At 31.7% G+C, this 17,258-nt stretch carries 15 protein-coding genes and 21 tRNA genes; 1 reads left to right on the forward strand and 35 read right to left on the reverse strand.

Going from position 1 to position 17,258, the window contains the following annotated elements; all coding sequences use genetic code 11:
• Nucleotides 1-131 precede the first annotated feature (131 nt).
• Entirely contained in the window at nucleotides 132-1,538 is a 1,407-nt protein-coding gene (locus tag OXH55_RS03450; protein WP_268048072.1) for a S41 family peptidase, read from the forward strand.
• 89 nt (nucleotides 1,539-1,627) lie between these two features.
• Here the strand turns inward: OXH55_RS03450 and treR are convergent, their stop codons facing one another.
• The 35 genes from treR to OXH55_RS03625 all read right to left on the reverse strand — a co-directional run bounded on the left by treR (nucleotide 1,628) and on the right by OXH55_RS03625 (nucleotide 17,244).
• The gene (gene treR / locus OXH55_RS03455; protein ID WP_268048073.1) at nucleotides 1,628-2,344 is read right to left on the reverse strand and encodes a trehalose operon repressor; all 717 of its coding nucleotides are present in this window, start codon (nucleotides 2,342-2,344) and stop codon (nucleotides 1,628-1,630) included.
• Between the two features lie 50 nt (nucleotides 2,345-2,394).
• Nucleotides 2,395-4,059 (reverse strand): alpha,alpha-phosphotrehalase, encoded by a 1,665-nt coding sequence (treC, locus tag OXH55_RS03460; RefSeq protein ID WP_268048074.1) that lies wholly within the window; start codon nucleotides 4,057-4,059, stop codon nucleotides 2,395-2,397.
• Between the two features lie 129 nt (nucleotides 4,060-4,188).
• Nucleotides 4,189-5,607, reverse strand: coding sequence for a PTS system trehalose-specific EIIBC component (gene treP, locus OXH55_RS03465; RefSeq protein ID WP_268048075.1), 1,419 nt, complete (start codon nucleotides 5,605-5,607; stop codon nucleotides 4,189-4,191).
• A gap of 388 nt (nucleotides 5,608-5,995) precedes the next feature.
• Nucleotides 5,996-6,643 (reverse strand): DUF5105 domain-containing protein, encoded by a 648-nt coding sequence (locus OXH55_RS03470; RefSeq protein ID WP_268048076.1) that lies wholly within the window; start codon nucleotides 6,641-6,643, stop codon nucleotides 5,996-5,998.
• Nucleotides 6,644-7,438: 795 nt separating this feature from the next.
• Nucleotides 7,439-7,933 carry a GNAT family N-acetyltransferase gene (locus OXH55_RS03475; protein ID WP_268048077.1) on the reverse strand — a complete coding sequence of 165 codons (495 nt, stop codon included), beginning with the start codon at nucleotides 7,931-7,933 and terminating at the stop codon, nucleotides 7,439-7,441.
• A gap of 434 nt (nucleotides 7,934-8,367) precedes the next feature.
• Nucleotides 8,368-8,679, reverse strand: coding sequence for a YciI family protein (locus OXH55_RS03480; RefSeq protein WP_268048078.1), 312 nt, complete (start codon nucleotides 8,677-8,679; stop codon nucleotides 8,368-8,370).
• Nucleotides 8,680-8,684: 5 nt separating this feature from the next.
• Complete coding sequence (locus OXH55_RS03485; RefSeq protein WP_268048079.1) at nucleotides 8,685-9,251, reverse strand: flavodoxin family protein; 567 nt, start codon at nucleotides 9,249-9,251, stop codon at nucleotides 8,685-8,687.
• A gap of 292 nt (nucleotides 9,252-9,543) precedes the next feature.
• On the reverse strand, nucleotides 9,544-9,846 hold the full coding sequence (locus OXH55_RS03490) for a hypothetical protein (RefSeq protein WP_268048080.1): 303 nt from the start codon (nucleotides 9,844-9,846) through the stop codon (nucleotides 9,544-9,546).
• Between the two features lie 695 nt (nucleotides 9,847-10,541).
• Nucleotides 10,542-11,165: a CatB-related O-acetyltransferase gene (locus OXH55_RS03495; protein WP_418921819.1), complete on the reverse strand. Its 624-nt coding sequence runs from the start codon at nucleotides 11,163-11,165 to the stop codon at nucleotides 10,542-10,544.
• A gap of 615 nt (nucleotides 11,166-11,780) precedes the next feature.
• A complete protein-coding gene (locus tag OXH55_RS03500) occupies nucleotides 11,781-12,644 on the reverse strand; it encodes an AraC family transcriptional regulator (protein WP_268048081.1) in 864 nt (287 codons plus the stop codon).
• A gap of 17 nt (nucleotides 12,645-12,661) precedes the next feature.
• On the reverse strand, nucleotides 12,662-13,771 hold the full coding sequence (locus OXH55_RS03505) for a C45 family autoproteolytic acyltransferase/hydrolase (RefSeq protein ID WP_268048082.1): 1,110 nt from the start codon (nucleotides 13,769-13,771) through the stop codon (nucleotides 12,662-12,664).
• A 339-nt stretch (nucleotides 13,772-14,110) separates the two neighbouring features.
• Complete coding sequence (locus tag OXH55_RS03510) at nucleotides 14,111-14,278, reverse strand: DUF4177 domain-containing protein (RefSeq protein ID WP_268049015.1); 168 nt, start codon at nucleotides 14,276-14,278, stop codon at nucleotides 14,111-14,113.
• A tRNA-Arg gene (locus tag OXH55_RS03515) sits at nucleotides 14,267-14,343 on the reverse strand. The genes OXH55_RS03510 and OXH55_RS03515 overlap by 12 nt, the downstream gene beginning before the upstream one ends.
• Before the next feature lie 26 nt (nucleotides 14,344-14,369).
• Nucleotides 14,370-14,443 (reverse strand) — tRNA-Gly (locus OXH55_RS03520).
• Between the two features lie 21 nt (nucleotides 14,444-14,464).
• Nucleotides 14,465-14,540, reverse strand: a tRNA-Lys gene (locus OXH55_RS03525).
• 3 nt (nucleotides 14,541-14,543) lie between these two features.
• Nucleotides 14,544-14,618 (reverse strand) — tRNA-Gln (locus tag OXH55_RS03530).
• Between the two features lie 8 nt (nucleotides 14,619-14,626).
• Nucleotides 14,627-14,702: transfer RNA gene (locus OXH55_RS03535), tRNA-His, on the reverse strand.
• Between the two features lie 4 nt (nucleotides 14,703-14,706).
• A tRNA-Arg gene (locus OXH55_RS03540) sits at nucleotides 14,707-14,783 on the reverse strand.
• A 6-nt stretch (nucleotides 14,784-14,789) separates the two neighbouring features.
• Nucleotides 14,790-14,863, reverse strand: a tRNA-Gly gene (locus OXH55_RS03545).
• 5 nt (nucleotides 14,864-14,868) lie between these two features.
• Nucleotides 14,869-14,943 (reverse strand) — tRNA-Gly (locus OXH55_RS03550).
• Nucleotides 14,944-14,964: 21 nt separating this feature from the next.
• Nucleotides 14,965-15,040, reverse strand: a tRNA-Pro gene (locus OXH55_RS03555).
• A 7-nt stretch (nucleotides 15,041-15,047) separates the two neighbouring features.
• A tRNA-Lys gene (locus OXH55_RS03560) sits at nucleotides 15,048-15,123 on the reverse strand.
• Between the two features lie 8 nt (nucleotides 15,124-15,131).
• A tRNA-Arg gene (locus OXH55_RS03565) sits at nucleotides 15,132-15,208 on the reverse strand.
• A gap of 5 nt (nucleotides 15,209-15,213) precedes the next feature.
• A tRNA-Gly gene (locus OXH55_RS03570) sits at nucleotides 15,214-15,287 on the reverse strand.
• Between the two features lie 5 nt (nucleotides 15,288-15,292).
• Nucleotides 15,293-15,367: transfer RNA gene (locus OXH55_RS03575), tRNA-Gly, on the reverse strand.
• Between the two features lie 6 nt (nucleotides 15,368-15,373).
• Nucleotides 15,374-15,457: transfer RNA gene (locus OXH55_RS03580), tRNA-Leu, on the reverse strand.
• A gap of 18 nt (nucleotides 15,458-15,475) precedes the next feature.
• Nucleotides 15,476-15,551 (reverse strand) — tRNA-Lys (locus OXH55_RS03585).
• A 3-nt stretch (nucleotides 15,552-15,554) separates the two neighbouring features.
• Nucleotides 15,555-15,629: transfer RNA gene (locus tag OXH55_RS03590), tRNA-Gln, on the reverse strand.
• A gap of 8 nt (nucleotides 15,630-15,637) precedes the next feature.
• Nucleotides 15,638-15,713, reverse strand: a tRNA-His gene (locus tag OXH55_RS03595).
• Between the two features lie 4 nt (nucleotides 15,714-15,717).
• A tRNA-Lys gene (locus OXH55_RS03600) sits at nucleotides 15,718-15,793 on the reverse strand.
• Nucleotides 15,794-15,801: 8 nt separating this feature from the next.
• Nucleotides 15,802-15,878, reverse strand: a tRNA-Arg gene (locus OXH55_RS03605).
• A 6-nt stretch (nucleotides 15,879-15,884) separates the two neighbouring features.
• Nucleotides 15,885-15,958: transfer RNA gene (locus tag OXH55_RS03610), tRNA-Gly, on the reverse strand.
• Nucleotides 15,959-15,963: 5 nt separating this feature from the next.
• Nucleotides 15,964-16,039: transfer RNA gene (locus OXH55_RS03615), tRNA-Pro, on the reverse strand.
• A 124-nt stretch (nucleotides 16,040-16,163) separates the two neighbouring features.
• Nucleotides 16,164-16,634 (reverse strand): metallophosphoesterase, encoded by a 471-nt coding sequence (locus OXH55_RS03620; RefSeq protein WP_268048083.1) that lies wholly within the window; start codon nucleotides 16,632-16,634, stop codon nucleotides 16,164-16,166.
• Between the two features lie 13 nt (nucleotides 16,635-16,647).
• On the reverse strand, nucleotides 16,648-17,244 hold the full coding sequence (locus OXH55_RS03625) for an XTP/dITP diphosphatase (RefSeq protein ID WP_268049016.1): 597 nt from the start codon (nucleotides 17,242-17,244) through the stop codon (nucleotides 16,648-16,650).
• Between the last annotated feature and the right edge of the window lie 14 nt (nucleotides 17,245-17,258).

A 17,258-nucleotide genomic window follows, 5' to 3' on the forward strand; every position in this document is an offset into this window, starting at 1 on the left:
AAAACAACCCCCGTTTATTATATAACATCTGAATGTTATTAAGTTAAGGAATATTTAAGAAAAATTTAATTGATTGTAAAAATTAAGTATAATAAACTATTATTGATAATATTTCAAGAGGAGGAAACACAATGAAAAAAATATTCTTAGCATGTCTTTCTTTAGTATTAAGTTGCATAATGATTTCAGCTCCAGCATATGCTTATGCTGAAAATTCAACTAGCAAATTATATTCTAAAAATGAAATAGCCGAAGACGTAAAAGTATTAGTAGATAAACTAGAAAGGATCCATCCAAATTTATATTTTTCTATTGATAAGGAAGCTTTTAATAAACAAATACACGAAACTTTAAATGAAATACAAGAACCTATAACTGAAACAGAGTTTTTTAAAAGATTTGCTCCTATAATATCAAAAATTGAAGATGGACATACGTTTTTAAAGTTACCAAATAGCTTTATAAAAAAAGTAACTTCAACTAAAAATTTAATCCCTATTACAGTAGTGGTAAAAAATAAGAAGCTATATTTGAATGAAATATTAATTAAAGCTCTAAAAAATCAATATCAGGGTTACGAAATTACAGCTATTAATAATAAAAATAGTAGTAAATTATATTCTGAAATGATAAAATATACTTTCGGTAAACAAAGTTCTTTTAAAGAAACATCTGTACAAAGAAATTTCGGTATATTATATCATTTAGATAATGATTTTAAGGCATTCTATGAAATTAATCTTAAAGATTCTACGGGTAATGAATTCAAGATAACACTTCAAGGTAAGAGTTTTAATTATATAAAAAACTTAATGACAAACACTTCTAATAAAAAAGAATATAAATTATATGAATATAAAGTATTAGATAACAATATAGCTCTAATAAATTTTAATTCTTGTAGTGATTTTGAAGGTTTTAAAAAATTCTTAGATACAAGTTTTCAAGATATGAAAGAAAAAGGTATAAATGATTTAATAATTGACTTAAGAAAAAATGGTGGAGGTAGCTCAAAATTAGCCCAACTTTTAGTAGAGTATATTTATGCTGGAAATTATAAACCAGCTTCAAAGGTAGATATAAAAATTAGTAAGGAGATACTTGATTACTATAATAGTAATCAATATATAAGTAAAGAAGAAATGCTAAAATTTAAAAATAGATTAGGACAAACTTATACTTTTACCTCTAAAGCTACTAGAAGTTATACCGAAAAACCAGTATTTCATGGAAACACATACTTCTTAATAGGTAAAAACACCTTTTCAAGTGCAGTCATATTATCATCTATGGTAAAAGACTATCATATTGGCTATTTAATAGGTGAAGAAACAGGTGGATTAGCCACACATTACGGAGATATTTATAACTTTAATTTACCTAATACAAATTTATTAGTGGGAGTTTCTCATAAACACTTTGCAAGACCTAACGGATTAGATACACATCGCGGGGTTCTTCCTGATTATTATGAAAAAGATTTAAATAAAGATGCTCTTTATATTGCTATAGATATAATTATGTCCAAAAGAAATTAAATCTATTTATTAATTATTAATTATTAATTCCCTCAAAGTAGTTATATAACCTACTTTAAGGGAATTAATATCTGTAAAAATTTTATCATTTATTTTATACTTCTTCTAGCAAAATCTACAAATCTAAATTTATCTGTTCTATGTCTAGATTCAGTATATTGGAACAAACTAGCGTCATTTAAATAAACATAGTTTTTAACTACTACAATCATATCGTAATTTTGTAAATCTAAATATTTTTTGTCCTCTTCCGTTGCTGCTTCTACTGTAATTTCTTTTTTTGCAAAACCTATCTGCAACCCTAGTTCATTCTCAATATATTCATATATTGAGTTTTCACAAATTTCTTTTGTTAATGAAGGTACATACCTTTTATTTATGAAATCTTTATCTAATATAATTTTTTCACCATCTATTTTTCTTATCCTTATACTCTTCCATACTTCATCCTTTGGAGTTGCATGCAAATGTTTTATTAAAACCTTGTCTACCTTTATTAACTGTAAATCGGCCACAATCGTTTCAGACTTACTGCCCATTTTTTTGGCTAGTTCTTTAAAACTAATAAGTCCCGAAACAGGAAAATCAAATTTGTTCACTTCTAAAACCAAAGAACCTTTCCCTTTAATTTTTTGTATATACCCATTTTGCTCTAATAGGGTTAATGCCTTTCTTACAGTATCTCTAGATACATTATACTGCTGCATCAAATCATTTTCAGAAGGTAGCTTAGTAGTAGGTTTATATTCCTTATTCTTAATTTTTTCAGTTATCTCGTCATATATAGTTAAATATTTAGCTTTCATTTTTATCACCTAATCCTATTGTTATTAAGGATATTCTATCATTGATAAAATCATTTCTCAAGGTGATATACAATTGATTCATATGGTCTCAAACTAACTTTTTTCAATTTTTTACTTGAATCTTTGTAATTTGATATTAAAACTTTACTTTTATATCCTTCAACGTTAATCTCTGCTGGTATTTCAAATGAAGTTTCTTTTCCATAGAAATTATTTATTACCAACAATTTTTCATTATTATAGGTCCTAATATATGCAAATATATCCTTATGTTCCTTTAAGATTAACTTGAAATCACCATAAGCAATAATATCTAATTTCTTTCTTAGAGTTATTAACTTTTTATAATGATAAAAAATAGACTCTTCATTCTCTAATGCATTTTCAACATTAATATCTTTATAGTTTGGTGATACTCCAATCCAAGGTGTTCCCCCTGTAAACCCTGAATTTTTGCTATTATTCCATTGCATTGGAGTTCTTGAGTTATCCCTAGATTTTCTTTTTATAATATTCATTATAGTGTTTTCATCCATACCATAACTTTTCTTTATATTAAATATATTAAGTGTTTCAACATCTTTATATTTGTCAATATCATCAAACTTAGGATTCGTCATTCCTATTTCTTCACCTTGATATACATATGGTGTTCCCTGCATCATATGGATTGTAGTCGCAAGCATCTTAGCCGATTCATTATGATATTTCATATCATTACCAAATCTAGATACTATACGTGGTTGATCGTGATTACACCAAAATACTGCATTCCACCCATTACCTTTACCAATTCCTACCTGCCACTTTTCAAATATTTCTTTTAGCTGTATAAAATCAAACTCCATATTTGTCCACTTATCACCATTTTCATAATCAACTTTTAAATGGTGAAAATTAAAGACCATCGATAATTCTTTTTCCTCTGGATTTGAATATTTTATACAATTTTCTAGGGTAGTAGATGACATTTCTCCAACAGTAATAATTTCTTCATGTTTACCAAAAGTTTCTATATTTAATTCCTTTAAATATTCATGAATTTTAGGACCATCAGTATAAAAACGACGACCATCGCCTTCATGATCACTTTCATACTGATGCGGCTTAGAAATTAGATTAATAACATCTAGTCTAAAGCCCTTCACTCCCTTGTTTATCCAGTAGTTTACTATTTTAAATATTTCATTTTTAACTTCTTTATTTTCCCAATTTAAATCTGCCTGAGTTACATCAAATAAATGTAGATAGTATTCATCAAATTCTTCTACATACTCCCAAGCTGACCCACCGAACTTTGATTCCCAATTTGTCGGATTTTTACCATCTTTGGGTTCTTTAAAAATATAAAAATCTTTATACTTTTCCTCACCATTCATAGCTTTTTTAAACCACTCATGCTCTGTTGATGTATGATTAAATACCATGTCCAGCATTATATTTATGCCACGTTTATCAGCTTCACTTATTAGTTGTTCTAAATCTTCCATTGTTCCAAATCTAGAATCTATATTACAATAGTCCGCAACATCATATCCATTGTCCTTTTGTGGTGATATATATATTGGTGTTAACCATATATAATCAACGCCTAGATTATTTATATAATCTAATTTTTCTGTAACCCCTTTTAAATCACCAATACCATCCTCATTAGTATCATTAAAAGATTTAGGATATATTTGATATACCACACTTTTCTTAAAATCTATCATAACAATTACTCCTTATAGTCTTTATTTATAGCATCTTGATCTTATTTTAAAAAGTTTTAACTGTCGGCATTTTATATTTAAAACAACAAGTAAAGGGAAGCTATAAAACTCCCCTTTTTTATTCATTATTTATTTGTCTTTTTTTAATCCACGCTTCTTAGCAAAAATTATTGTTAAAACAAATGGAACTACAATTGCTATAAGCATTGCCAATGCAAATGATAACATATTTTGTGGCTTGATTGATAGGATTCCTGGTAATCCACCTACCCCTATAGAATTTGCCATAACTTTTGAACCTACTGATACTACAGCTGCTGCAGCTGAGCCTATCATTGCTGCTAAGAATGGGAATACATATTTTAAGTTAATACCAAACATAGCTGGCTCTGTTACACCTAAGTAACATGAAATTGCTGCTGGTATAGATACTTGCTTTTCCTCTTCATTATCTCTATTTAAGTAAATCATAGCTAATACTGCTGAACCTTGCGCAATATTTGATAATGCAATCATTGGCCATAAACTTGTTCCACCAAATTGACCGATTAATTGTAAATCTATAGCGTTTGTCATATGATGTAAACCTGTTATTACTAATGGTGCATATACAAATCCAAATATTGATGCGAATAACCAACTAAAACTTGATGTTAAGCCAGCATATACAACCGTTGAGATAGCAGAACCTATCTTCCAACCTAATGGTCCTAATATTACATGAGCAATTAATACTGTTGGTATTAATGCTAAAAACGGAACAACTATCATGGAAATATATTCTGGAACTATCTTGCGAAGCTTTAATTCTAAGTTAGCTAATACAAAACCTGCTAGTATAGCTGGGATAACTTGCGCTTGATAACCTATCATTTTAACTTGTGCAAATCCAAAATTCCATACTGGAATTTCTTTTGCGCCTGCAACTGCATAAGCATTTAACAATTGTGGTGATACTAAAGTAAGACCTAAAACTATACCTAATATCTGAGTAGCACCCATCTTCTTTGAGATAGACCATGTTATACCAACCGGTAAGAAGAAGAATATAGCCTCACCTATTAGCCATAAGAATGAATGCACTCCGCTCCAAAATTGATAAACTTGTGTTATGGTTTTTGTTCCATCTTCTAATAATTTAATATCTCCAATTATGTTACGGAAGCCTAAAATTAATCCTCCTACTATTATTGCTGGAATCAATGGTGTGAAAATTTCTGCTAAGTGAGCTAACATTCTTTGAACTACATTCATATTTTGTCTTGCTGCTTGTTTTGCTGCATCTTTACTTACTCCATCTACTCCTGAAACTTCTGCAAAGTCATTATAAAAGCTTGAAACTTCATTTCCTATTATAACTTGGAACTGTCCTGCTTGTGTGAATGTTCCTTTTACACTTTTTAGTGCTTCGATTTTCTTTACGTCCGCTTTTGATTCATCATTTAGTACAAATCTCATACGAGTTACACAGTGAGATACTGCTGAAATATTTTCTTTTCCGCCAATATATTCTAGTAATTGCTTTGCTTCATTGGTAAACTTTGACATAGTAACCCTCCTTTTAATTTTTTAACGTTTTTTCGTTAAATAAATATTTTTATCATAAACTTTTATATCTAGCCATTTATCACTTAGTGGTCACTACTTGTACGTACATGTTTGTTAATTTTATTTTAACTTGTACGTATAAGTTTGTCAATGTTTTTTTAAACCTTTACATTTTTATTGTTTTATATTAATACTGCCCACATAAAATCCACTTTAAAAATATTATATCTGACTCTTATATAAAAAATAGCAAAACATATACTACTAGAATATACCTTCTTGGTACTAAAAAATGAAGAAATAAAAAAAGATAAAAAATAAAACGCACTAGATTTTCTAGTACGTTTTTCGATTTCTATATAATGTATTTAAAATTGATTAACTTTTATTACATTCCTGAAACTTGTCCACCAATACCTGAACCAAATTGAATCATATTTTGTGGCAACCAAACTTTTTCTTGAATAGTAAACTTAAAAGTTTTTTCCTTTGTATCAGCTGATGGTTTCACATTTTTAAATGCTTCTACTAAATTTTTGATATAAGCATCTGTTACTTTAGTTTTAGCTTCTTGTTGGTTTGTAAGTTTTAATTTTTTAACCTGTTCAACTGCATCTTGTGCTGCTTTTTTATCAAGTGCAACTGTATCAAAATATGTTGATTTTATCTTAACTTGTGCTTCTGTATCACTTTCAGAAACAGTTTCTGTAGTTACTGTTAATTTTTTTAGACCTTCCATACGCGCTTCATATATTTGTTCAACTTGCTCATCTTTAATTGTTAAACCTGCAACTTTAAAATTATTTTTTATCGCTGTAGTATATGTTTCTTTTTGAAGCTTTGCTGTTTCATCTATTACATCTTTTGGCATTTTAATTTTTTCTAAACCACTTTGGTCTCCTTTAATGTAAAAATTAAATAAAATTTTTGCTGTCTCATCAGGACTTACTTTTGGTTTAGAGCTACATCCAATCAACATTATTGGAATAAATAAAAAACTCATTAATAACACTAAACTCTTTTTCATTTTCTTCATCATATTTCCCCCTATTATGCTATTTTTTTCTCCAATAACAAATATAATACATTATGTATGTTTTGTCAATTTTTTTAATTACTTTTTTAATTGTAATATTTTTTATATTAAAGTTTATTCTTCAAAGTAATAACCAAAAGCATAATTATACTATTTTTTTAATAAAAATAAGGCTTTACAAAGTTCTCTATAAACTCTGTAAAGCCTTATATCTCAACCGTATATATTATTTGTAAATGGTGCGCCCAGCGGGAGTCGAACCCACGACCTTCAGATATGTGAGCATAGTATATTTATCATTTTATATTTTCTTAAAATCCTTTATTTTTCTACATTCATATTACATTTAATCTTCGCTTGTCCCTTTTAAAAATACGTTTTTTACTCCGGTTGTGTTACTTTTCTTTTTCTACTTAAACCATTAAAATTACTTGCTTTATCAAGCATTAACAAAAACAATAATTTATTAAAAATAAAATAACAATATTCACATATCCAAACCAGCTTATCCACAAACAGAAATTTTATATTCTTCAATACTGCAACTATATTACAGAAAAGGTTGCAACGTTGCAATTATATTCCATTTGAAACCTAGTTACAAAGCCACTTATAGGCTACTTTAACTTATTCGTTTGTTTTTCGAGAAGTACTCGAGCTGATAATTCACCAATAAATTTCTTTATGTACTAGCATTTACTAACATAACTTCGATTTAACCTTACCTTTTGTAACTGCCTCTTCGGTTTTAAACTTTAACTTTATTTTGCCTTTAAAAGAATAAACTGTACATGGTCAAAGAATTTTACCCATATAATATTCATCTACATATTGTCCATTTACAATAAGTGACTTTTCCTTTGTTCCTTCAATTTTAAATCCCATTTTTTTATACAAGTGTATAGCACTTTCGTTATGAGTTATCACTGTTAATTCTAGTCTTGTAATATTACTTTCTAATGCCCATTTCTCCATTTCTTCAAAAAATTTCACTCCAATTTTTCTTCCTCTATAATCCGTTAATATACCTATAACTATATAAGCGCTATGTTTTATCCTATTAGCAAAGCCTCTCTCAGCTGATAAAAAGCCAACTATATTTCCATTATCTTCACCTACCAACGTTAGTGACTTTGAATTATTCATATTTCTTATGTTGGATTCCATTTCTCCTATAGTTGTTTTTCTCTCTCCTGGTTGAAACATCATATTATTTGTTTCATTATCTAATTGTTTCAACATATTTAAGAATCTTTCTGAATCTTTCACTTCAACTCTTCTTATAATCATACTTTAACCTCCATACCATACATAACGCATTTTATAACAATTTCGTCTTAACCCATTATATCTTCTTGCTACGTAATTTAAGAAGATGGTGTATTATTATAACTACAGATTATGCTCATTTTCTTTTATGACGACTTTTAATAACAAAAACGATAAGAGATACGATTGACAACAGCATAAGTAGAATTGCTAACCAATCAGGTATTGGTACTACAAAACGATTTATCAACATTGTTCCTGAGCTAATTCCCAACGATAATATTAAATAAAATAAATTCTTATTTTTCATTTTTTCTCCTTTTATATGAGTAGTTTTTCTTCATAATATTTTACTATTATTACTTAACTGTTTTCTTAATTATTAGTTTTATATATCACCCTTTATTAAAGTTATGTCATCATTGTAATGAACTAAAGTTATTCACCAGCTTTGTCTATCTTTGTATATTTTTATTCTTTTGAATTTCTTCTGAAAAAATTACTAAATCCCATTCAAACAACTCGTATCTATACAAGTTTCTTTTTATTAAAGGATCGTTATCTGCAACTTCTTTTGCTTCCGTTAAATCTTTAGCTTCAAAAATTATCATTCCACCAGCTTTATTAGAGAATCCACCACCAATAAAATATCTCTCAGATGCTACTCCGCTTAAATATTCAATATGATCATTAAAATCATTTGAACTAGATTTAATTTCTTCTACTTTATAATCAATTCTTACAAATAATTTATCACCTTTTTTCATTTCAATTACTCCTCCAAACTTTTAATTATCCAAGCTAAATTTTGTGCAAATCTTATAATATACGATTTTGCCTTTTCATCCTTTTCAATATCTCCTTTATGTACTCCAATACCAATATTCCAATATGTAGAACTAGGGATAATCATTTCATTTACAAGATAGAAATCGACTAAACAATTTATAGTTGTTAACTGGCCAGTTTCTCCTGCGATAGCAATTGGACCTCCTATTTTTCTAGATAATGGACGCTTATTATTAAAAGAAACATAAGTTAACCTCTGAAGAAAAGCCATTAGTAACGAAGTAGGTGCTCCTACATACACAGGACTTCCAATAACAAACCCCTTATTTTCTAAAACTTCATCATAAATGCTATTAAAATCATCATTTTGAATACATCTATTAATTCCTATACATTTATCACAGTTTATACAATGATTTATATTTTTGCCAGATAAGCTAATAAATTTTGTACTTATATTATCCCTTTGTAATTCTTTATCAAATACTGATAACAGTAACTCAGTATTACCATTTTTCCTTGGAGAACCAGATACTATTAATACTCCCATCAATATCCCTCCTATAACTTCTTTTCTGACACAATCTCTTTAAATTACGAATCATTTTATTAATCCTTATTATACTAAACTTTCATTTAAATAGCTAAATTCTTGTTTTAAACAACTCCAAAATATATATTTTATTAAAGTAAATACTCAGCTTTCTGCAATTAGCTCCAATATCTATGATTATCTATAAGCTCACAAGTTCCATACCCATTTTTCTTCTCCATCATTCTATATTTTTTCAGTGCTCTTCTATGGATTTTGCTTTAACTAATTCATAATCTAATCCATATCACTATGTTATTTGCTTAATAGTACAATGATCATTCCTGGTATCCATGATATAAGTTAATGCTACATTATCCCATATATCAGAACTAGTAAAAAAGTAATGTGGTATCTCTTCTAATATCCTATTAAAACATGATTTATATTTATCTATTAGAGAAGGATTCATATTCATGATTTCTTTTATTTTTAACCAACCTTTAGTATGCACAAAGAATTGACTAGATTTATAATTTAAGCCTTTAACTGCAACAAACTCTTTTAAGCTCCTGCTAAAGCTTCTGCCAATTATGTTTTTTATATTTTTCAATTACCATAAGTGAATTCACCTACTTTTATTTTTGTTCCTACTTCCTCAATATCGACAAACTTGTGCAATCGTAGTAAAATGAACATTTAAACCTTATAAACAACTTTATAATTAACATTAAAAATAGCGAATACATAAATTGCGTAATGGCTGCATAGATTCTTAATATTTTATTTCTACCCTTTTATCCTAATCTGGCTAAAACGCCATTTTAAGCCACATAAATATCTTAATATTTTACTATCACCACTATTACTATTTGTAATAGTGACTTTATTAGTTTCATTAAGCGTTTCAGCTACTACATATCATCTTTCATTGAGTGAGCTTTTAGTAGTGCTTATTTAACATTTTTATATTATAAATATCCATTTTGAGAGATGGTTATTTATTAAAACCACTTCTGGAGCTTTGAAGGTAATCTATTTAAAATCATAAATTTATCACCTAATATTTATTAAACTATTTATCTTCTGTCTTAATATTATTATACTAAAAACATTGAAAGATTAATGGGAAAATTCACAACCTTTATATTCAAATATAATAAAAAAGAGCTGTGCCTAAAATTGGCACTAGCCCTTATGTATCAATCTATACCATATTTTTTTTGAACGTAGTACTTTAATTTTAAACCTTTTCTGCTCTTTTTGTAAGCAAGAAAATCTGTTCTCTTTAAATGGTTTTAAATGCATCTATTTCTTCAAAAGTTCTTTGTACAACAATTTTATATTATCACTACATAAAAGCAGCATATTATTTTTAATTTTTTCAATAGGCCAATTCCACCATTGCATTTCTAATAACATTTCAATTTCATCTTGTATAAATCTTCTTTTTATAGGCTTAGCCGGATTTCCTCCAACAATAGTATATGGCTCTACATCTTTAGTAACTAGTGCTCTTGTTCCTATCACAGCACCATCTCCTATTTTTACTCCAGGCATTATAACTGCTTCAGTTCCTATCCATACATCATTTCCTACCACAGTATCTCCAGCTGGTATATATCCATTTTCTGCACTCTCATTAATAGTTGAATAATAAAAAGGATAACTTGTTATCCAATCATATCTGTGCCCTTGATTGCCTGCCATCATGAATATAGCTCCTGAACCTATGGAGCAAAATTTTCCTATTTTAAGTTTATCAACATCGTCTCTATCTGGTGATAAATATCTTACACAATAATCCTCAAAATGTTTGGCATGATAATAACCAGAATAATAAGTAAAATCACCAACTTCAATATTTTTATTTGTAATATAATCCTTTACAATATAACTGTGCATCCACGTTTCAAAAACATTATTGTTCATATAAAATGCCTCCTATACTCTTTTACATAATATAGTTCTCTCTATTTCTAATAAGCATAGCAGGCTCATTTCTGTGTCCTTTTTGTTGTAGGCATTTCTTCACCCCTAATAAATATGTTTTTATACTGTACTTTATTGCATTTTCATTGTATAATACAACGTTATGTTTTACAATGTAACTTAATTAACTTACTAGTGTTCCTATCATCCCCACATAAATATAATAATAGAATACCCTGTTTCAAATTTTAAAATTAATGCCTATGGAACATCTTGAATAATTACATTTTTATCAGTAGCTTGACACTATCAATAAATTCTTTCTTAACTTCTTCCATCATTCTAAAAGAAAGGTAATATTGAATTATCAATACAAATAATTTCTTTTTATAACTTAATAAGAAATCGCCGTTATTTATGCACCGTTCACCATACCATATTCTAAACTTTAATAAATTTTACTCAGTATTTAACTACTTTACTATGGATATTTTACATCATATGGATAATTAGTAGCTCACCTTATGAATCAAAACTAATACATTGTACAAATTAGTGACTCAAATCCAGTTTTTTATTACCATTTTACAGACTTTTTATTAAATGTTTTGTCCGCTATTTAATCGGAATATAAATATCCATCTCGGATTGTTCATTATCCCGTCCCAAAAATCGTTTATCATATAGTTCAAAATTCACTCTTTCATCAAGGACTTCTTTTGTAATCAAAGCCCAAGTTCCCCATATATATTCATATGTTTTAAGAATTTCACTAAGGGGCCCTCTATGCGTAAATACCGCATATTTTCCAGCAGGGATTGTTTTAGCTACAATACCATCAGGGAGATTGTCATAGCAGTTAACTTCCTTACCAATCACTTCTGAAAAATCCATGTCGTAATTTAATGTATGTGTTTCCTGCAACTGCTCACATATCCCAAATGTTCGTTCCGAATAGTGCTTGTTAGGTATTGTATTTGCTACATCTCCAAATCTCTGCCATAGAGAATAAATATCATTTATTGAAGATACTCCATGAATACCTGCTACATAAATATTATCAATATATTTGATTTCAGGCCGAACAGTAATATTTGTGGTAATGTGTTTCAGCAAGTCCATGCTGATTTCTTTCTTGTTGCCGATAAAAACCTCCAAGCGGTTATTGCGATATTTTTTTGGGTTTACCTGATATACAGCTTTAAATGCTCTACTGAACGCTTCCGGCGAGTCAAACCCGTTCTCTAATGCGATGTCGATAATTTTCTTATCACTGTATAGCAGTTGCTTTGCCCCATTAGAAAGACGCCGTTTTTGAATATAATTTCCGATACTCTCCCCCAGCAGAGATTGGAAAATACGAGTAAGATGATAGTAGGAATATCCAGCTTCCTTTGCTACATCACTCACGTTAATATCTTCACCAAGATGATTTTCAATATAAATAATCGCCCGTTCAAATGTATTTAGATATCCCATACTATCCTCCTTTTTGTTTAGACTAACCTGGTAAAGTCGAAAGTAGGGTGTTCAACCTCAATATCAACCACGAAATTTCCCACTTTCATATCCATATCAAAAGAATACGTTTTCCAACCGTTTGCGGCAATACCACCCCAACAAATGTCAACTTTTCCAAGTGTAACATCAAAAACCATGCTTTTGATTGTTCCAAAAAACTCTTCATACCAATGGCAACACAGCCCCGTAGGGTACGTCGAAAGAAGAAGCTCTTTCAGGTCTTTATCTGTTAATTGGTTTGCCTGATCCATGTAGTTCTTTATAAACTCATAGCGGCAGACTGAATGTTCCATAGCCAATGGCTCAATTTCCACTATCTCCGGCAGATGGGCATGGTTTGTAGAGTGCAGATATTGCTTTGTAGTAGTTCCATCGATTTCCTGCACTGCTTTTTTACCATCAAATGTTTCAAATAAGGCAGCTCTGCCAGACTTATCAGCAAGAATCAGATTAATATTATATGCAATCGGCATATCCATCAAAGATTCTAACGCTTCGTTGACATCTTTGCAATTTTCCAACAGAGAACGTATCACCGCCCAAAACTGCAAACCTATGATAGCTGGTTTGCGCATCATTTCCATATTGCCCACAGGCATACCACAGGAAGTTTGACCAACCATTAACCCGCATTCGTTTATTCCCTCGCCTCGTCCAAACTGCATGACACTTCCGCCTATGTGGGCATATTTCCCTTTAACCTTCGTTTTGCAAAAAGAAAAGTCCTCCATTTTATGAGAAAACTCATAATTACGAGCTACCATCACATGACCATTTACCGTCAGCTTTGGGAGTACCGCAAGTAAAGAACAGCCGGGAGTTAAATAAGTCATAGCATAATAGACCATCTGTAACCGTGTTGTCCCGATAGCTTCTGCAAAGCCTTGCAGCTCTTCGTTCAGTCCAGGACAATACTGGTCAAACATCTCAGTCATTTTTTTTGCCCGCTTTTCTGTAAAAGTGCCGGGCGAACACTTTTGCATTTCGATAAATTGTGGGGAGTTCATTGCCATCTTTCCGAGATGATAGCCTATCTCATAGTTCGTTCCACACAATTCGAAAATATTCACTCTTGCTTTTTCCATATAGTTTACCTCTTTTCTTGATTTAGTCTATTTCTATTTTATTTGGTAAACAGGAAAACTACATGATATTTTCTGCTATGTTTCTATAATAACACAATATATAATCCACATGTATTTCTCTTTTTTCTCTTTCTTCTCCAGCTAATTTTTCTACAAAGTGGCTCTAATATCATTTTACTTTTTATTATCGTTCAGTAATTTTACTGTACTGTTTTTCTTGCTTCTCTTTCTATTTTTTCATTTTTATTATTTTAAGCTAACTCCACATAAGATAACTAATGTTGAATTTAAAGCAAAATAATAAGCTGATTTATATTATTTTCGTTTCTCAAATATAAGTTAATAATATGGTGCTGACCCATATCCGCTGATTGGTGGTGCAAAATTTTGAATTAATCTCCAACCTTCTGCTGCATATTCTTCAATTATTTTGTGATAATCTTTTGTTTCTTTGCATAAAAAAAAGACCTTCCATAACGTCGAAAGTCTTGTAAATGGTGCGCCCAGCGGGAGTCGAACCCACGACCTTCAGATTCGAAGTCTGCTACTCTATCCAACTGAGCTATGAGCGCTAAAATTATATACAAAAAATAAAAAATGGAGCGGGTAAGGGGAATCGAACCCCTGTGTTCAGCTTGGAAGGCTGACGTTCTACCATTGAACCATACCCGCTTGTTACTATATATTTTAAAATGGTGATCCACCGGGGAATCGAACCCCGGACAACTTGATTAAAAGTCAAGTGCTCTACCGACTGAGCTAGTGAATCAAATGGCTGGGATAGCAGGATTCGAACCTACGCATGTAGCAGTCAAAGTGCTATGCCTTACCGCTTGGCGATATCCCAATTTTTAGTGGGGTGAATGAAGGGACTCGAACCCTCGACAACCAGAACCACAATCTGGCGCTCTACCAACTGAACTACATTCACCATATGGTGCGTCTTAAGAGATTCGAACTCCTGGCCCACGCCTTAGAAGGGCGTTGCTCTATCCAGCTGAGCTAAAGACGCATATTTTGGAGCGGGTAAGGGGAATCGAACCCCTGTGTTCAGCTTGGAAGGCTGACGTTCTACCATTGAACCATACCCGCATTTTTGGAGCGGAAGACGAGATTCGAACTCGCGACGTTCACCTTGGCAAGGTGACGCTCTACCACTGAGCCACTCCCGCATTTTAATTTATTTGTTATAATGGTCGGGGTGGCAGGTCTCGAACCCGCGGCCTCATGGTCCCAAACCATGCGCGCTACCATCTGCGCCACACCCCGTTTAATATGGTATGCGATCAGGGGCTCGAACCCTGGACCCTCTGATTAAGAGTCAGATGCTCTACCAACTGAGCTAATCACACACATTTTATGGTGCGTCTTAAGAGATTCGAACTCCTGGCCCACGCCTTAGAAGGGCGTTGCTCTATCCAGCTGAGCTAAAGACGCATATTTGGAGCGGGTAAGGGGAATCGAACCCCTGTGTTCAGCTTGGAAGGCTGACGTTCTACCATTGAACCATACCCGCATTTTTGGAGCGGAAGACGAGATTCGAACTCGCGACGTTCACCTTGGCAAGGTGACGCTCTACCACTGAGCCACTCCCGCATAAATTGGTGCAGATGAAGGGAGTCGAACCCCCACGCCAAAGGCGCTAGATCCTAAGTCTAGTGCGTCTGCCAATTCCGCCACATCTGCATAATTTAACATTTTAAATGGTGATCCACCGGGGAATCGAACCCCGGACAACTTGATTAAAAGTCAAGTGCTCTACCGACTGAGCTAGTGAATCAAATGGCTGGGATAGCAGGATTCGAACCTACGCATGTAGCAGTCAAAGTGCTATGCCTTACCGCTTGGCGATATCCCAATTTTTAGTGGGGTGAATGAAGGGACTCGAACCCTCGACAACCAGAACCACAATCTGGCGCTCTACCAACTGAACTACATTCACCATATGGTATGCGATCAGGGGCTCGAACCCTGGGCCCTCTGATTAAGAGTCAGATGCTCTACCAACTGAGCTAATCACACACATTTTATGGTGCGTCTTAAGAGATTCGAACTCCTGGCCCACGCCTTAGAAGGGCGTTGCTCTATCCAGCTGAGCTAAAGACGCATATTTTGGAGCGGGTAAGGGGAATCGAACCCCTGTGTTCAGCTTGGAAGGCTGACGTTCTACCATTGAACCATACCCGCATTTTTGGTCGGGGTGGCAGGTCTCGAACCCGCGGCCTCATGGTCCCAAACCATGCGCGCTACCATCTGCGCCACACCCCGTTATCCATATCCTGATGAACTTGAGAATTTGTTGTTTTTCTCTTGTGTCCCTCAGCGACATGGATTATTCTACACCATTTTTTATTGCTCGTCAATACTTTTTTTGATTTTTTTTTACTTTTTTTTATAATAATCTTATGCTTGGCTTTATTTTACCATCATTTATTTCTATTGTCGCTACACTACAATGACCATCTCTAGGCAAAAATGGACTACCAGGATTTACAAACCATATGCCCTCTTCATATTCTATTTCTGATATGTGTGTATGTCCAAACAAAGCTATATCTGCACCTACTTCTTGTGCCCTATATTTTAGTTTTAAAATATTATACTTAACATCATATTTATGACCATGCGTAATTAATATTTTAATACCATCTACATCTTCTACTAGCTCTGCAGGTTCTTTTACTCCAAAATCACAATTACCTCTAACATTTATAATTCTTTTCTTATAATATTCCTTAATTCCTTCAACATCTTGAACATTATCACCTAGATGTATAATTAAATCTGTCTCTTCTAAAGTTTTTGCAACTCTTTCAAAAACAGTACTTTCTCTATGAGTATCACTAACAATACCTATAAGCACCTCGCCATCCCCCTTATAGTAATTCTTGCATCTTCTCTTGCAGCTCTTTTAATGCTCTTCCTCTATGACTTATAGCATTTTTTTCATCAGAACTCATTTCTGCAAAAGTTTTTCCAAACTCAGGAATATAGAATAGGGGATCATATCCAAAACCATCTTTTCCTCGTTCTTCTTCTACTATATATCCTTTAACTTCTCCTTGTACATTTATAACTATATCTTTATTTACGATTAATTCTATGGCACAAACAAATTTAGCCTTTCTATCTTCTAATTTTATTTCTTTTAATTTTTGCAATAACTTCTCATTATTCTTTTTACTATTTCCATGTTCTCCACTATATCTTGCAGAATATACCCCTGGTTCACCATTAAGTATATCTACCATAAGCCCTGAATCATCTGCCATTATCATGCAATCTCCAACTAGTTTATGTATTTCTCTAGCTTTAATATGGGCATTTTCCATAAAAGTACTTCCATTCTCCACAACATCAATATCTATTCCAGCCTCTTTTAATGAAATAATTTCAAGAGGAAAATCTTTTAATATTTCCTTTATTTCACTTATTTTATGTTCATTGTTACTAGCAACTATAAGTCTTTTCATTTTCTTATTCAAAC

It is taken from the genome of Clostridium ganghwense, from assembly GCF_026735165.1.
GTDB lineage: Bacteria > Bacillota > Clostridia > Clostridiales > Clostridiaceae > Clostridium_H > Clostridium_H ganghwense.

Coding starts and splice junctions, on each gene's coding strand:
- OXH55_RS03450 (WP_268048072.1), top strand. CDS start 132: ATGAAAAAAATATTCTTAGCATGTCTTTCTTTAGTATTAAGTTGCATA.
- OXH55_RS03505 (WP_268048082.1), bottom strand. CDS start 13,771: ATGGAAAAAGCAAGAGTGAATATTTTCGAATTGTGTGGAACGAACTAT.
- OXH55_RS03495 (WP_418921819.1), bottom strand. CDS start 11,165: ATGAACAATAATGTTTTTGAAACGTGGATGCACAGTTATATTGTAAAG.
- OXH55_RS03470 (WP_268048076.1), bottom strand. CDS start 6,643: ATGAAGAAAATGAAAAAGAGTTTAGTGTTATTAATGAGTTTTTTATTT.
- treR (WP_268048073.1), bottom strand. CDS start 2,344: ATGAAAGCTAAATATTTAACTATATATGACGAGATAACTGAAAAAATT.
- treP (WP_268048075.1), bottom strand. CDS start 5,607: ATGTCAAAGTTTACCAATGAAGCAAAGCAATTACTAGAATATATTGGC.
- OXH55_RS03485 (WP_268048079.1), bottom strand. CDS start 9,251: ATGGGAGTATTAATAGTATCTGGTTCTCCAAGGAAAAATGGTAATACT.
- OXH55_RS03475 (WP_268048077.1), bottom strand. CDS start 7,933: ATGATTATAAGAAGAGTTGAAGTGAAAGATTCAGAAAGATTCTTAAAT.
- OXH55_RS03500 (WP_268048081.1), bottom strand. CDS start 12,644: ATGGGATATCTAAATACATTTGAACGGGCGATTATTTATATTGAAAAT.
- treC (WP_268048074.1), bottom strand. CDS start 4,059: ATGATAGATTTTAAGAAAAGTGTGGTATATCAAATATATCCTAAATCT.
- OXH55_RS03625 (WP_268049016.1), bottom strand. CDS start 17,244: ATGAAAAGACTTATAGTTGCTAGTAACAATGAACATAAAATAAGTGAA.
- OXH55_RS03480 (WP_268048078.1), bottom strand. CDS start 8,679: ATGAAAAAAGGTGATAAATTATTTGTAAGAATTGATTATAAAGTAGAA.